The following is a 14,348-nucleotide window of genomic DNA, read 5'->3' as shown; positions in this document are numbered from 1 at the left end:
GAAATCTCGCCATGGACGCGCGCTGCTCGCGCATCCGTTCCCAACAGCATTTTAGGAGTGGTGCCATGAGCAAGATGACCCCTCAGGAGATGGCCGCGAGAATCGGTGGCGGCCTCCTGTCCTTCCCCGTGACCCCGTTCAACGCGGACCATTCGTTCGACGAGGCGACCTATCGCGCCAATATGGACTGGCTGTGCGGCTATGACGTCGCCGGCCTGTTCGCCGCCGGCGGCACCGGCGAGTTCTTCTCGCTGACGCCATCCGAAGTTCCGCAGGTCGTGAAGGTCGCGGTCGAGGAGACCAAGGGCCGCGTTCCCGTGCTGGCCGGCACCGGCTACGGCACCGCGATCGCGCGCGAGATCGCGATCGGCGCCGAGAAGGCGGGCGCCGACGGGTTGCTCCTGCTGCCGCCTTATTTGACACATGCCGAGCAGGACGGCCTCGCCGCGCATGTCGAGGCGGTGTGCGCGTCGGTCAAGATCGGCGTCATCGTCTACAACCGCGACAATGCGATCCTCCAGCCCGATACGCTGGCGCGCCTGTGCGAGCGCTGCCCGAACCTAGTCGGCTACAAGGATGGCATCGGCGACATCGAGCTGATGACCCGCGTCTACACCAAACTCGGCGACCGCCTGACCTATATCGGCGGGCTCCCCACGGCGGAAACCTTTGCGCTGCCCTATCTCGACATGGGCGTGACCACCTATTCGTCGGCGGTGTTCAACTTCGTGCCGGAATTCGCCACCAATTTCTATGCCGCGGTGCGCCGGCGCGATCATCAGACCATCCATGCAGGGTTGAAGGATTTCATCCTGCCGCTGATCGCGATACGCAACCGCAAGAAGGGCTATGCGGTCTCGATCATCAAGGCCGGCATGAAGGTGATCGGCCGCGATTCCGGCCCGGTGCGGCCGCCGCTCACCGATCTCACCGAGCAGGAGATCGCCGAGCTCGCGGCGCTGGTGGCCAAGCTGCCGCAGGCTGCGAGACAGCAAGCGGCAGAATAGGCCGAAGCGGCGCAAGAACGGAAAGAAGACCAAGGGAGGAGCAGATGATTCAAGACACGATCCGCACCGGCTTTACCGGCGCCCCCGTCGTCACGGCGATGGAGGTGATTCCGGTGGCCGGCCGCGACGGCATGCTCCTCAATCTGAGCGGCGCGCATGCGCCGTTCTTCACCCGCAACCTGGTCATCCTCACCGACAATTCCGGCCACACCGGCGTCGGCGAGGTGCCGGGCGGCGAGAAGATCCGCAAGACGCTCGAGGACGCAAGCGACCTCGTCGTCGGCCAGACCATTGGCGCCTGCAACAACATCCTGGCGTCGATGCGCCAGGCCTTTGCCGACCGCGACGCCGGCGGCCGCGGCAAGCAGACCTTTGATCTGCGCGTCACCATCCATGCGGTGACGGCCGTGGAATCCGCACTCCTCGATCTGCTCGGCCAGCATCTCAATCTCCCGGTCGCGGCGCTGCTCGGCGAAGGCCAGCAGCGCGCCAGCGTCGAGACGCTCGGCTATCTCTTCTTCGTCGGCGATCGCAGCAAGACCAGCCTGCCTTACGTCGAGGGCGAGACCGGCAAGCCGGACTGGTTCAACCTGCGCCATCAGGTCGCGATGACGCCGGACGCGATCGTGCGCCTCGCCGAAGCGACGCAGGCGCATTACGGCTTTGCCGATTTCAAGCTCAAGGGCGGCGTGCTCGCCGGCGAACAAGAGATCGAGGCCGTCACCGCGATCGCCAAGCGCTTCCCCAACGCCCGCGTCACGCTCGACCCGAACGGCGCCTGGTCGCTCGACGAGGCGATCCGGCTCTGCAGCAACATGGGTGGCGTGCTCGCCTACGCCGAGGATCCCTGCGGCGCCGAGGCCGGCTTCTCCGGCCGCGAGATCATGGCCGAGTTCCGCCGCGCTACGGGGCTGCCGACCGCAACCAACATGATCGCGACCGACTGGCGCCAGCTCTCCCACGCGCTGCGCCTCGGCGCGGTCGACATCCCGCTCGCCGATCCGCATTTCTGGACCATGCAGGGCTCGGTGCGGGTGGCGCAGACCTGCCGCGACAACGGCCTGACCTGGGGCTCGCACTCCAACAACCATTTCGATATTTCGCTGGCGATGTTCACCCATGTCGGCGCCGCCGCGCCCGGCAAGGTGACCGCGATCGACACCCACTGGATCTGGCAAGATGGCCAGGCGTTGACCAAAGAGCCCCTTCAGATCAAGGGCGGCAAGATCGCGATCCCGGATCGGCCGGGTCTCGGCATCGAGGTCGATCGCGGTGCCATTGAAGCTGCGAACGCGCTATACAAGCAGCATGGCCTCGGCGCCCGCGACGACGCGCTGGCCATGCAGTTCCTGATCCCCGGCTGGACCTTCGACGACAAGCGTCCCTGCCTCGTGCGCTAGAAAAGAAAGGTTGGAAACATGACCGCTCACCAGAAGAACTTCATCGCCGGCGAATGGGTCGACGGAACAAGCATTACGCGGGACATCAATCCCTCCAACACCAAGGACGTCGTCGGCGAATACGCCAAGGCCGACAAGGCGCAGACCGAAAAGGCGATCGCCGCGGCAAAGGCCGCCTTCCCGGCCTGGGCGCGCGCGACGCCGCAGGAGCGCTTTGACGCGCTGACCAGGATCTCGGTCGAAATCCTCGCCCGCAAGGAAGAGCTCGGCCGTCTGCTGGCGCGCGAGGAAGGCAAGACGCTGCCGGAAGGCATCGGCGAGGTGGCGCGCGCCGGGCAGATCTTTGCATTCTTTGCCGGCGAGGCGCTGCGGCTGATCGGCGAGAAGGGCGCATCGGTTCGTCCGGGTCTCGATGTCGAGATCACCCGCGAGCCGGTCGGCGTCGTCGGCATGATCACGCCGTGGAATTTCCCGATCGCGATCCCGGCCTGGAAGATCGCGCCCGCGCTCTGCTACGGCAATTCAGTGGTGTTCAAGCCGGCCGAGCTGGTGCCGGGCTCGGCGCATGCGCTGTCCGAGATCATCGCGCGCTCCGGCATTCCGGCAGGGGTCTTCAACCTCGTGGTCGGCTCGGGCTCGGTGGTCGGCCAGACCCTGCTCGAACATCCCGACGTCGCCGCGATCTCCTTCACCGGCTCGGTTCAGACCGGCCGCAAGATCGCGCAGGCCTGCGTGGTCTCCAACCCCATGAAGAAGTTCCAGCTCGAGATGGGCGGCAAGAACCCGCTGGTCGTGCTTGACGACGCCGACCTCAAGGTCGCGGTCGAGGTCGCCGTCAACGGCGCCTATTTCTCGACCGGCCAGCGCTGCACCGCGTCCTCGCGCCTGATCGTCACCGCAGGGATTCACGACCGCTTCGTCGCCGCGATGACCGAGCGGATGAAGGGGCTTTCGGTGGATGACGCGTTGAAGAGCGGCGTGCATGTCGGCCCTGTGGTCGACCAGAGCCAGCTCGACCAGGACCTCCGCTACATCAAGATCGGCCAGGATGAGGGCGCCCGTCTGCATTGGGGCGGCGAGCTGTTGAACCGCGAGACGCCCGGCTTCTACCTGCAGCCGGCGCTGTTCACCGAAGCCACCAACACCATGCGCATCGCCCGCGAGGAGATCTTCGGCCCGGTCGCCTGCGTGATCCGCGCCAAGGATTATGAGGAGGCGCTCGCGATCTCCAACGACACCGAGTTCGGCCTCGCCTCGGGCATCTGCACGTCAAGCCTGAAATACGCCTCGCATTACAAGCGCAACAGCGAGGCCGGCATGGTGATGGTCAATCTGCCGACCGCCGGCGTCGACTATCACGTGCCGTTCGGCGGCCGCAAAGGCTCGAGCTACGGCGCGCGCGAACAGGGCGCCTATGCCCGCGAGTTCTACACCACGGTGAAGACGGCTTATACGTTCCCGGGTTGAGACCCATTGCACGGGAAGTGCGCCCCCTCTCCCGCTTGCGGGGGAGGGTTGGGGTGGGGGCTCTCTCCACGAGTCATACCGCGGAGAGAGCCCCCACCCGTCACGCTACGCGTGCCGACCTCCCCCGCAAGCGGGAAGGGTAAAGCAAGAAAGCCGTTGGCGCCGAAACCTCAGGAGAGCCCTCATGGACCAGTCGATCGGCGCGAAGGAGCAGCCCCGCTACATCAAGCTCAACGAACGCGACAATGTCGCGATCGTCGTGAATGATTTCGGCCTGCCGGCGGGCTCCCGCTTCGCCTGCGGCCTGACCTTGCGCGCCTTCGTGCCGCAGGGCCACAAGACGGCGCTGGAAGACATCGCCGAGGGCGCGCCGATCATCCGCTATGGCGAGGTGATCGGCCATGCGCTTAAGCCGATCCTGGCCGGCGAATGGGTCGACGAGGCACGCATCCGCATGCCGGACGCGCCGCCGCTCGATCAGCTCGAGATCGCGACCGCGGTGCCGCCTGCCCTGCCGCCGCTCGAAGGTTTTACCTTCGAAGGCTATCGCAATCCCGACGGCTCGGTCGGCACCAAGAACATCCTCGGCATCTCCTCCTCCGTGCAATGCGTCAAGGGCACGATGGAATATGCGGTCAAGCGCATCCGTACTGAGCTCTTGCCGAAATATCCCAATGTCGACGACGTCGTGCCGCTGACCCATGCCTATGGCTGCGGCGTCGCGATCACCGCTCCCGATGCCGTGGTGCCGATCCGCACGTTGCAGAATCTCGCGCTCAACCCGAATTTCGGCGGCGAGATCCTCGTGGTCGGGCTCGGCTGCGAGAAGCTCGCGCCGGAACGGCTGGTGCCGGAAGGCATCAGCGACGCCATCGTACGGATGCAGGACGAGGCCTTTGACGGCTTCGGCGCCATCGTCGACGCGATCATGACCCAGGCCGAGGCGCGGCTGAAGGTCCTCAACGCCCGCACGCGCGAGACCTGCCCGGCCGCCGATCTCGTGATCGGCCTGCAATGCGGCGGCAGCGATGCGTTCTCCGGCGTCACCGCGAATCCCGCCGTCGGCTTCGCCGCGGACCTCTTGGTGCGTGCCGGCGCCACCGTGATGTTCTCTGAAGTCACCGAGGTGCGCGACGCGATCCAGCTTCTGACCCGCCGCGCCGTCAACGAGGATGTCGGCCGCGCGCTGATCCGCGAGATGGCATGGTACGACGCCTATCTCGCCCGCGGCGGCGCCGACCGCAGCGCCAATACCACGCCGGGCAACAAGAAGGGCGGGCTCGCCAATATCGTCGAGAAGTCACTGGGTTCGATCGTCAAGTCGGGCTCCGGCCCGATCGCGGGCGTGCTGTCGCCCGGCGAGAAGGCGCGGCAGAAGGGCATGCTGTTTGCGGCGACACCGGCGAGCGACTTCATCTGCGGCACGCTGCAGCTCGCCTCCGGCATGACCTTGCAGGTGTTCACCACCGGCCGCGGCACGCCCTATGGCCTCGCCGCCGCACCCGTCATCAAGGTCGCGACCCGCAGCGAGCTTGCGCGGCGCTGGAAGGATCTGATCGATTTCGACGCCGGCTGCATCGCGACCGGCGAGAAGACCATCGAGGAGACCGGCTGGGACCTGTTCCGGCTGATCCTCGACGTCGCGAGCGGGCGGACAAAACCGTGGTCGGATCGCTGGGGCATCCACAACGATCTGACGCTGTTCAACCCGGCGCCGGTGACCTAGGACCGGCGCCGATCATCAACGCGCATGGAACTCGCTGAACAGACATTCACCAGCGTGGCGAAATGCTCATGTTCCGCGCGTTGAATCGCCCGAATTGATGTCCCACGTCCTCAGCAACAGGAGGACGTTCCATGAAACAATCGCAGCACTTTCTCGACAATGCGGAGAACTGCGCGCAGCTTGCCGAGCGCGCCGACGACGAGCCGACCTATAATCGCTTCAAGCGCATGGAAGCGGCCTGGCGCGCGCTGGCCAAGGAGCAGGATTGGCTCGACGGCGAGAGCTCGCCGTCGGAAACGGCGGCCTAACACCCAAGGTGGCCCGTGCGCGATAAATCAAATGTCGCCGCGGGCCGCTTTCTATTCGGCGCTGCGCTGCCGCTGCCAGCGCAGCAGATAGGCCTGCAGCCGCCAGATGATCGCCGACAGCACGACACCAACCAGCATCAGCACCACGACCGCGACCATCATGCCCGAGGCCTCGCCGCGCGCCTCCGACTCGATGATGAGACGGCCGATGCCGCGCTCGGCGCCGATGAATTCGCCGACGATCACGCCGATCAACGCAAAGGAAATGGCGGGCGTCAGCGAGGCAAACACCCAGGCCATCGTCGAGGGGATCACCACGGTGCGGGTGATCTGCCACTCGCTGGCGCCGAGCAGACGCGCAGCATTGGTAAAACCCTCGTCGATCGAGCGCGCGCCCTCGAAGGTGTTGAAGAACACCAGGAACACCACGACGATCCAGGAGGTCACGATCTTCGACATGTCGCCGATCCCGAACGCCAGCACGATGATCGGCGCCAGCGCAATCCGCGGGATCGAATTCACCGCGGTGATGAAGGGCTGGAAAATCGCGCTGAGGCGGTCGGATCGCCCCAGGATCAGCCCGGCGACGAAACCGCTGACCACGCCGGTGACGAAGCCGAAGAAGGTGTTCTTCAGCGTGATGGCGGTCGCCGCCCAGAGATTGTTCTCGTTGCGCGCCAGGCACCTTGCGAAGTCGCCGTTGAACCAGCCGTTGAAGACGCCGAGCTTCGATTTGAGGCAGCTCTGGATCAGGAAATTCTCGTAGATCATCGACGGCTTCGAGATGAAGTAGGGATCGAGCAGATCCGGCACCAGCCACGGCAGTTTCGTACGCAGGTCATAGCCCCATTGCCACACCGACAGCACGATTGCGCAGATCAGGACCTGCCAGCCGATCGTGTTCATCATGCTGTACCGCTTCATGGGCTGCGGCCCTTGACGAATTCCTCGCCGAGCGAATGCCAGATGTGCTGGAACAGCTCGGCATAATGCGGGGTCTCGCGCACCTTCACCGCATCGCGCGGGCGGGCGAAGTCGACCTCGAACATGTCCTTGATCCGGCCCGGCCGCGCCGAGAACAGGATGATGCGGTCGGCGAGTGTCAGCGCCTCGCCGAGATCGTGGGTCACGAACAGCACGGTCTGCTGCTCGCGTTCCCAGATCCGGAGCAGCACCTCGTGCATGTCGATCTTGGTGTGGGTATCGAGCGCGCCGAACGGCTCGTCCATCAACAGGATCTGCGGCTCGACGATCAGGGTCCGCATCAACGCCGCGCGCTGCCGCATGCCGCCCGACAGCGCCGACGGATAGGCGTTCTCAAATCCCTTCAGCCCAGCCTGCGCGACGCATTCCGCGATGCGCGCTTTCCGTTCGCTCACGGCCACGCCCGCGAGCTCCAGCCCATAGCCGATATTGTCGGCCACCGTCCGCCAGGGGAACAGCGTGTCGCGCTGAAAGACGTAGCCGACATCGGGCGTCGCCTTGCCGGCGACGACGCGCTTGCCGTCGATCAGGATCTCGCCGCCGGTGGGGCGGATCAGCGAGGCGATCATGTTGAGCACGGTGCTCTTGCCCGAGCCCGACGGCCCGAGCAGCGCGACGAACTCGCCGCGCCGGACGTCGAAAGTGACGTCGCGCACCGCCTCGATCGTGGTTTTGGCAAGCTGGAACGACTTGCACAGGCCGTTGACCTCGACGCGGCGGTCGGCCGAGGCGCGCGGTGACAGAGTGACGCTCGTCTCGAGCGCGCTCAACCCGGATAGGCCTTTCGCGCCGCGTCGATCAGGTTGGAGTTGACCACGTCGGCGATCTTGAGCGGCTTGATGCCGGTCATCTCGCGGAACCAGACCTTCTCGCCGCGCGCAAAGCTTGCGGCGTCGATCGTGCCCTCATAGTCCGCGACCTTCTGGATCGCCGTGATCTCGAGCAGATTGGCGTCACGCGAGGTGCTGCCGACATAGGGCTCGATCGCGTCATAAACCTCCGTCGGCTTGTGCGTCTTGATCCACTGCGACGCACGCCACAGCGCGGTGACGAAGGCCTGCATTTTGGCAGGGTCCTTGTCGATGGTTGCCTGCAGCGTGAAATGCGCGGTCACCGGCACCTTGCCGCCAATATGCTTGTTCCAGATCGCCTCGTCGGTGCCGTCGAACAGCAGTTCACCCCAGCCCTGCTGCTGTGCCTCGTTGAGCAGCGACAGCGAGCTGACCAGGATATCGACCTGCTTCGATTTCAGCGACCCCAGCATGGTGTCGACATTGCCGGTGCCGATCCAGGTCACCTTGTCGTCGAGACCCATGGTTTCCATGTAGTAGGACGCCCAGACATGGTTGGTGCCGCCGAGCGAGGAGACCGAGACGATCGGCTTGCGGCCGTCGGGCCGCTTCCATTGGGTGAAGGCCTCCAGCGAGTTGATGCCCTGGTCCTTCAGATCCTTGCGGATGATGAACATCACCGAGTTCGACCGTGTGTCGACCGGCAGCAGCACGCGCGCGGCGCGGCCGTGATTGGTCAGCTGCATCGGATGGGTGACGTCGCCGATGCCGATATCGCCCTGCGACGAGGCGATGATCTCGCGGGTCTTCACGCCGCTGCCGCCCTGCAGCAGCTTGCAGTCGAGCCCGGCTTCCTTGAAGAAGCCGATGCGATCCGCAACAAATTGCGTCTGATAGACCGGCACCGCGACCGGATAGATCGCGCGGCCGGTGGCCGCCTGCGCCCACGCACGCCCCGTAGCCAGCGCCGCGCCGCTGGCGGCGATCACCGTCAGCGCCGATCGCCTCGAAATGTGGGGCATGGCGACATCAGCCATCACGCGTGCTCCTTGGCCGAAATCCTGTCCAGCGCGCCGAGCACAGCATCGCCCATCTGGACGGTCGAGAGTTTTTTCGCGCCGGCCTCGGCGATATCGGCCGTGCGCGCACCGGACGCCAGCGCGGTCTGCACCGCCTTTTCCAGGAGGTCGGCATCCTCGGGGCGGTTCAGCGTCAGGCGCAGCAGCATCGCGACGCTGAGGATCGAGCCGAGCGGATTGGCGATGCCCTTGCCCGCGATGTCGGGCGCGCTGCCATGCACCGGCTCATACAGCGCCTTGCGCCGGCCGAAGCGATCGACCGGCCCGAGCGAGGCCGACGGCAGCATGCCGAGCGAGCCCGAGGCCATCGCCGCACAGTCGGACAGGATGTCGCCGAAGATGTTGCCGGTCACCATCACGTCGAACTGCCGTGGCTCGCGCACGATCTGCATCGCGGCGTTGTCGACATAGAGGTGGGTCAGCTCGACGTCGGAGAACTCCTCCTTGTGCAGCCTGATCACCTCCTCGCGCCAGACCACGCTGGTCTCCAGCACATTGGCCTTGTCGACCGAGCAGACCTTGTTGCGCCGGGTCCGCGCCAGCTCGAACGCCGAGCGCGCCACGCGGCGGATCTGGTTGGTGGTGTATTGCTCGGTGTTGAAACCGCGGCGCTGGCCATCGGGCAATGTCTCAATGCCGCGCGGCTCGCCGAAATAAATGCCGCTGGTCAATTCGCGGATGATGACGAAATCGACGCCGTCGAGCACCTCGGCCTTGAGCGGCGCCGACGCCGACAGCGCCGGGCTCGCCACGATCGGCCGCAAATTGGCGTAGAGATCGTATTTGCTGCGCAGGCCCAGCAGACTGCCTGCCTTGCGCGCGGCCGCGGGCACTTCGGTCGTCTCCGGCCCGCCGGTCGCGCCCCACAGGATCGCGTCGGCCTCGTCCATCGCCTCGGCCGTGTCCTCGGGCAGCACCTTGCCGGTCGCCAGATACGGGATCAGGCCGTATTGCGCCTCGCGCAGCGTCATCGGCACGTTACGTTTGGCCGCGAACCAGTCGAGCACGCGGCGGGACTGCGCGGTGACCTCGGGGCCGATGCCCTCGCCGCCGACGACGGCGACCTTGACCATGTTGGATTGCGTGCTCATGCAGGTGTCCTTGAAGCGGGTGTCCTTGTAGAATGAATCCAGGGCCGCGCCGCGCGGTCGGCGGCCTGGAAGGCGTGGATCTCGTCGTCGCGCTGCAGCGTCAGCGCCACCTCGTCGAGCCCCTTCAGGAGCCCGTCGCGCCGCCGCGGGTCGATCTCGAACGAATGCCGCGCGCCCGACGGCGAGACGATGGTCTGGGCCTCCAGATCGATCGAGACCTTGCCTGCGCCCTGCGTCGCCTCGATGTCGGCGGCAAGCGAATCCACCACCGCCTTGTCGACGATGACGGGGAGGATTCCGTTCTGGAAGCAGTTGGCGAAGAAGATGTCGCCGAAGCCGGAGCCGATGATGGCGCGGATGCCGCGCTCCTGCAGCGACCACACCGCGCCTTCGCGCGACGAGCCGCAGCCGAAATTCGGCCCCGTCACCAGGATCTCGGCCTCGCGGTACGGCTCGCGGTTGAGAATGAAATCCGGATTCTCCGAGCCGTCGGCCAGATAGCGCAGCGAGCCGAACGCCCATTTGCCGAGCGTGCCGCGGATCGAATTGCCGACCAGGCGCTCGATGCGGATGATGACGTCGGTGTCGATATTGGCGCGCATGATCGGCGCAGCGGTTGCGGTGAGCTTGTCGAACGGTTTCGGCATCACTGGCGTCCCATCATCCTGACATCGGCGATCGCGCCGGCAATGGCTGAGGCCGCCGCGCTCGCGGGGCTCGCCAGATGCGTGCGGGCGCGCGGCCCCTGGCGGCCGACGAAATTGCGGTTCGAGGTCGAGACCGAGCGCTGCCCGGGCGCCACCACCTCGCCATTGGCGGCAAGGCACATCGAGCAGCCCGGCTCGCGCCACTCGAAGCCGGCGTCGATGAAGATCTTGTCGAGCCCCTCGGCCACCGCCTCGCGCTTGACGTTTTCCGAGCCCGGCACCACCCAGGCCCGCACGCCGGCCGCGACCTTGCGGCCACGCGCGACCTCGGCCGCGGCGCGCAGATCGCTCAGCCGGCTGTTGGTGCAGGAGCCGATGAACACCCAGTCGATCGGCGTGCCGGCAATCGGTGCGCCGCCTTGCAGGCCCATATAGTCGAGCGCGGTCTCGATCGCGGCGCGCCGCGCCGGATCGTCGACCGTCTTCGGATCGGGAATGACGCCATCGACGCCGACGACGTGCTCTGGGCTGATGCCCCACGTCACCTGCGGGATGATCTTTTCGACATCGATCACGACCTCGCGGTCGAACACCGCGTCCGGATCGCTCGGCAGCTCGCGCCACGCCTTCACCGCGAGATCCCACATCTCGCCCTGCGGCGCATAGGGGCGGCCGCGCAGGAATTCGAAGGTCTTTTCGTCGGGCGCCACCATGCCCATCTTGGCGCCGAGCTCGATCGAGAGGTTGCAGATCGTGAGCCGGCCCTCGATCGGCAGTGCCCGGATCGCGCTGCCGGCATATTCGACCGCGTAGCCGTTGCCGCCGGCGGCGCCGATATGCCCGATCAGCGCCAGGATCATGTCCTTGGCGGTGACGCCGAGCGGCAGCTTGCCTTCGAAGCGCGCGCGCATCGTTTTCGGACGCTTCTGGATCAGCGCCTGCGTCGCCAGCACATGGGTGAGCTCGCTCGATCCAATGCCGAAGGCGAGTGCGCCGAGGCCGCCATGGGTACAGGTGTGGCTGTCGCCGCAGACGATCGTCGCGCCCGGCAGGCTCAAGCCGAGTTCCGGCCCGATGACATGGACGATGCCCTGGCCGGGCTGGTCGACATCGAACAGCGTGATGCCGCTCGCCGCGGTCTCGAGGCGAAGCGCGGCCAGCAATTCCATGCCGATCTTGCTGGTCCCAGTGCGGCCGGGCGCCGTCGACAGCGCATGGTCCGGCGTCGCGAAGACCAGTTCGGGATTGTGAACCTTGAGCCCCCTGCTCTTCAGGTCGAGCAGGCCGCGCGAGCCGCCGAGATCGTGCAGCAGATGGCGGTCGATATGCAGGAGATCGGTGTCCTCGCTGAGGCGGGCAATGACATGCTGGTCCCAGATCTTCTCGAGCAAACTTCGTCCGGGCATCCGCCCTCCCCTGCTCTCTGCGTTTCCATACGGCTTGATCTTATTGGCGCCAATCTGTGCCAAAGTTGTCGTCAAGTGAAGCAGTTTCGTCCTAACATCACATATGTGATGGAGGTGCGGTCATTGACCCGCCGGGGAGACAGCCATGCCGAGCTCGAATAAGACGGCCATTGTCAAATCGGCCATGCGGACGTTTGCAGTTCTGGAATTCTTTCGGGAAACAAAGCGGGCTGCTTCCGTGACTGAAATATCTTCCGCGTTGGAGATGCCCCAATCGAGCACATCGGTACTGCTTAGCAGTCTCGTTGAATTGAACTACCTTGAATACGACCGACAGACCCGGCGTTTCATCCCTAGCTACCGGGTAAATCTGCTTGGTGATTGGATCCGTCGTTCTCCGTTCCGTGATACAAAGCTCACCGATCTGATGGAGGAACTCTGGACCGCGACTGGCGGCGAAACCGTGATGCTTGGACAACAGGCAGGCGCCGCCGGGATGCAGTATCTACACGTTGTACGCGGCGGCTATCAGCTTCAGTTCATTGCACATGCTGGTCAAATACGACCGATGGTTCGTACCGCGCTCGGACACGTGCTGCTGAGCCAAATGCCAAACACCAAAATTCGCGGCATCATCCGTCGCAATAACGCTGAGGAGCCGAGTCAGTCGGCGCGCGTTCGCGAATCGGCCTTTCTCGAAGAGGTCGAGCGCATTCGCCGCCGCGGCTTTTCCGAGTCCAGCGGCCGCACGACGCCGGGCGCAAACACAATAGGCATGCTTGTACCCCTACCCAGGAGACGCGCTCCGCTCGCGATCGGCATCGGCGGACCAATCGAACGAATTGCGGCGAAGCGCGCGCGCATCATTGAAGTCATGCAGATCCGGCTGAAGAAACTGGCAGATGAAGCCAGGCCAGGATTCGTTGAGAAATGACCTCTCAGGACGCTAAACGCATGCGGATGACGGAACCGTAGCCCGGATGCAGCGAAGCGCAATCCGGGGGCAGTTCCTCCGCGGAAAGACCAGCCCCGGATTTCGCTTCGCTGCATCCGGGCTACAGAGTTGACTTCATTTTGTCATGGCCGGGCTTGTCCCGGCCATCCACGTCTTCCCAACGCTGCGGAAGTAAAGACGTGGATGCCCGGCACAAGGCCGGGCATGACGGAGTTAGGTGAAAGGCTTAGGCCCAATATCCGCAGCGTGAGCCAGGCCTCACGACGCCAGCGCCTCCTCCGGCATCACGACCGCGAGATGCTGGCTCTCGGCCACGGCGCGGTTGGTGATGCGGCCGCGATGCACGTTGAGGCCGGCGCGCAGGTGCGGATCCTCGACCAGCGCGCGCAGTCCCTTCGATGCCAGCGCCAGGCCGAACGGCAAAGTGGCGTGGTTGAGCGCGTGGCTCGAGGTAACCGGCACCGCGCCCGGCATGTTGGCGACACAGTAATGCACGATGTCGTCGACCAGATAGGTCGGCGCCTGGTGCGTGGTCGGCTTCGAGGTCTCGAAGCAGCCGCCCTGGTCGATCGCGACGTCGACCAGCACCGCCCGGCGCTTCATGCTGGCGAGCTGCGCGCGCGAGACGAGCTTGGGCGCGCTGGCGCCAGGGACCAGCACCGCGCCGATCACGACGTCGGCGGCGATGATCTCCTGCTCGATCGCCTCCAGCGTGGCGTAGCGGGTGCGGACACGGCCGATGAAAAGATCGTCGAGCGCGCGGAGCCGCGGCAATGAGCGGTCGAGGATGGTGACGTCGCTGCCGAGCCCGGCGGCCATCCGCGCCGCATGGGTACCGACCACGCCGCCGCCGATGATCGCAACCCTTGCCGGCGGAACGCCCGGCACGCCGCCAAGCAGCTTACCCATGCCGTCGGCGGATTTGCGCAGCGCAGCGCCCGCGGCCTCGATCGCGAGCCGGCCGGCGACCTCGCTCATCGGCGCCAGCAGCGGCAGCCCGCCATGCGCATCCGTCACGGTCTCATAGGCGATCGCCGTGCAGCCGGAAGCGAGCAGGCCCTTGGTCTGCGGGACGTCGGGCGCAAGATGCAGATAGGTGAAGAGGATCTGTCCCTCGCGCAGCCGGGCCCATTCGGCCGGCTGCGGCTCCTTCACCTTCACGATCATGTCGGCGACGGCAAACACCTCGTCGGCGGTATCGGCGATCCGCGCGCCGGCCTGCGTGTAGACGTCGTCGCCGGCACCGATGCCGTCGCCGGCGCCGCGCTGCACCACCACCTCATGTCCATGCGCCGCATATTCCCGCACCGAGGCGGGCGTGAGCCCGACCCGATATTCCTCGACCTTGATCTCCTTGGGCACGCCGATGCGCATGGTCCGCTCCTTGAATGGTTCGCTTCCGCCAGCCTCGAGCGTATTCCCCGTCACACGGCGTTTCTCAGCGAATTCCGGCTTGTGCACATCCAGATACGCTCATATCCTTCGTC

The 14,348-nt window shown here is 65.6% G+C and carries 13 protein-coding genes; 6 read left to right on the top strand and 7 right to left on the bottom strand.

Going from position 1 to position 14,348, the window contains the following annotated elements:
* Positions 1–65: 65 nt before the first annotated feature.
* The 5 genes from kdgD (at position 66) to V5279_RS10470 (ending at position 5,908) form a co-directional block, all read left to right on the top strand.
* Positions 66–1,007 (top strand): 5-dehydro-4-deoxyglucarate dehydratase, encoded by a 942-nt coding sequence (gene kdgD / locus V5279_RS10490; protein ID WP_338697059.1) that lies wholly within the window; start codon positions 66–68, stop codon positions 1,005–1,007.
* 44 nt (positions 1,008–1,051) lie between these two features.
* Positions 1,052–2,407, top strand: coding sequence for a glucarate dehydratase (gudD, locus tag V5279_RS10485; RefSeq protein ID WP_338697058.1), 1,356 nt, complete (start codon positions 1,052–1,054; stop codon positions 2,405–2,407).
* An 18-nt stretch (positions 2,408–2,425) separates the two neighbouring features.
* Positions 2,426–3,874 (top strand): aldehyde dehydrogenase family protein, encoded by a 1,449-nt coding sequence (locus V5279_RS10480; protein ID WP_338697057.1) that lies wholly within the window; start codon positions 2,426–2,428, stop codon positions 3,872–3,874.
* Positions 3,875–4,058: 184 nt separating this feature from the next.
* The gene (gene garD / locus V5279_RS10475) at positions 4,059–5,600 is read left to right on the top strand and encodes a galactarate dehydratase (RefSeq protein WP_338697056.1); all 1,542 of its coding nucleotides are present in this window, start codon (positions 4,059–4,061) and stop codon (positions 5,598–5,600) included.
* Positions 5,601–5,731: 131 nt separating this feature from the next.
* A complete protein-coding gene (locus V5279_RS10470) occupies positions 5,732–5,908 on the top strand; it encodes a hypothetical protein (RefSeq protein ID WP_165126055.1) in 177 nt (58 codons plus the stop codon).
* 51 nt (positions 5,909–5,959) lie between these two features.
* On the opposite strand, the gene V5279_RS10465 is transcribed toward V5279_RS10470, so the two are convergent.
* The 6 genes from V5279_RS10465 to leuC are packed head-to-tail and all read right to left on the bottom strand — an operon-like array spanning position 5,960 to position 11,906.
* Positions 5,960–6,832, bottom strand: a complete 873-nt coding sequence (locus V5279_RS10465) for an ABC transporter permease (RefSeq protein ID WP_338697052.1) — start codon at positions 6,830–6,832, stop codon at positions 5,960–5,962.
* Entirely contained in the window at positions 6,829–7,662 is an 834-nt protein-coding gene (locus tag V5279_RS10460) for an ABC transporter ATP-binding protein (protein WP_338697050.1), read from the bottom strand. Before V5279_RS10460 ends, V5279_RS10465 begins: the two co-directional genes overlap by 4 nt.
* A complete protein-coding gene (locus V5279_RS10455) occupies positions 7,659–8,720 on the bottom strand; it encodes an ABC transporter substrate-binding protein (protein WP_338697048.1) in 1,062 nt (353 codons plus the stop codon). Before V5279_RS10455 ends, V5279_RS10460 begins: the two co-directional genes overlap by 4 nt.
* On the bottom strand, positions 8,720–9,853 hold the full coding sequence (leuB, locus tag V5279_RS10450) for a 3-isopropylmalate dehydrogenase (RefSeq protein ID WP_338697046.1): 1,134 nt from the start codon (positions 9,851–9,853) through the stop codon (positions 8,720–8,722). Before leuB ends, V5279_RS10455 begins: the two co-directional genes overlap by 1 nt.
* Positions 9,850–10,500, bottom strand: coding sequence for a 3-isopropylmalate dehydratase small subunit (gene leuD / locus V5279_RS10445; RefSeq protein ID WP_166303439.1), 651 nt, complete (start codon positions 10,498–10,500; stop codon positions 9,850–9,852). Before leuD ends, leuB begins: the two co-directional genes overlap by 4 nt.
* Positions 10,500–11,906, bottom strand: a complete 1,407-nt coding sequence (gene leuC / locus V5279_RS10440; RefSeq protein ID WP_338697043.1) for a 3-isopropylmalate dehydratase large subunit — start codon at positions 11,904–11,906, stop codon at positions 10,500–10,502. Before leuC ends, leuD begins: the two co-directional genes overlap by 1 nt.
* A gap of 145 nt (positions 11,907–12,051) precedes the next feature.
* Here leuC and V5279_RS10435 point away from each other — a divergent pair, with 145 nt between their 5' ends.
* Entirely contained in the window at positions 12,052–12,840 is a 789-nt protein-coding gene (locus V5279_RS10435) for an IclR family transcriptional regulator (protein ID WP_338697041.1), read from the top strand.
* Positions 12,841–13,119: 279 nt separating this feature from the next.
* On the opposite strand, the gene ald is transcribed toward V5279_RS10435, so the two are convergent.
* Positions 13,120–14,235 carry an alanine dehydrogenase gene (gene ald, locus V5279_RS10430; RefSeq protein ID WP_338697039.1) on the bottom strand — a complete coding sequence of 372 codons (1,116 nt, stop codon included), beginning with the start codon at positions 14,233–14,235 and terminating at the stop codon, positions 13,120–13,122.
* Positions 14,236–14,348 lie beyond the last annotated feature (113 nt).

Source organism: Bradyrhizobium sp. 26S5 (assembly GCF_036923295.1).
Taxonomy (GTDB): Bacteria; Pseudomonadota; Alphaproteobacteria; order Rhizobiales; family Xanthobacteraceae; genus Bradyrhizobium; species Bradyrhizobium septentrionale.
Note: the sequence above shows the minus strand (reverse complement) of the source record. Positions and strands in the feature narration are given on the sequence as shown.

Coding starts and splice junctions, on each gene's coding strand:
- ald (WP_338697039.1), bottom strand. CDS start 14,235: ATGCGCATCGGCGTGCCCAAGGAGATCAAGGTCGAGGAATATCGGGTC.
- gudD (WP_338697058.1), top strand. CDS start 1,052: ATGATTCAAGACACGATCCGCACCGGCTTTACCGGCGCCCCCGTCGTC.
- V5279_RS10465 (WP_338697052.1), bottom strand. CDS start 6,832: ATGAAGCGGTACAGCATGATGAACACGATCGGCTGGCAGGTCCTGATC.
- V5279_RS10480 (WP_338697057.1), top strand. CDS start 2,426: ATGACCGCTCACCAGAAGAACTTCATCGCCGGCGAATGGGTCGACGGA.
- V5279_RS10470 (WP_165126055.1), top strand. CDS start 5,732: ATGAAACAATCGCAGCACTTTCTCGACAATGCGGAGAACTGCGCGCAG.
- leuC (WP_338697043.1), bottom strand. CDS start 11,906: ATGCCCGGACGAAGTTTGCTCGAGAAGATCTGGGACCAGCATGTCATT.
- kdgD (WP_338697059.1), top strand. CDS start 66: ATGAGCAAGATGACCCCTCAGGAGATGGCCGCGAGAATCGGTGGCGGC.
- V5279_RS10435 (WP_338697041.1), top strand. CDS start 12,052: ATGCCGAGCTCGAATAAGACGGCCATTGTCAAATCGGCCATGCGGACG.
- leuD (WP_166303439.1), bottom strand. CDS start 10,500: ATGCCGAAACCGTTCGACAAGCTCACCGCAACCGCTGCGCCGATCATG.
- V5279_RS10455 (WP_338697048.1), bottom strand. CDS start 8,720: ATGGCTGATGTCGCCATGCCCCACATTTCGAGGCGATCGGCGCTGACG.
- leuB (WP_338697046.1), bottom strand. CDS start 9,853: ATGAGCACGCAATCCAACATGGTCAAGGTCGCCGTCGTCGGCGGCGAG.
- garD (WP_338697056.1), top strand. CDS start 4,059: ATGGACCAGTCGATCGGCGCGAAGGAGCAGCCCCGCTACATCAAGCTC.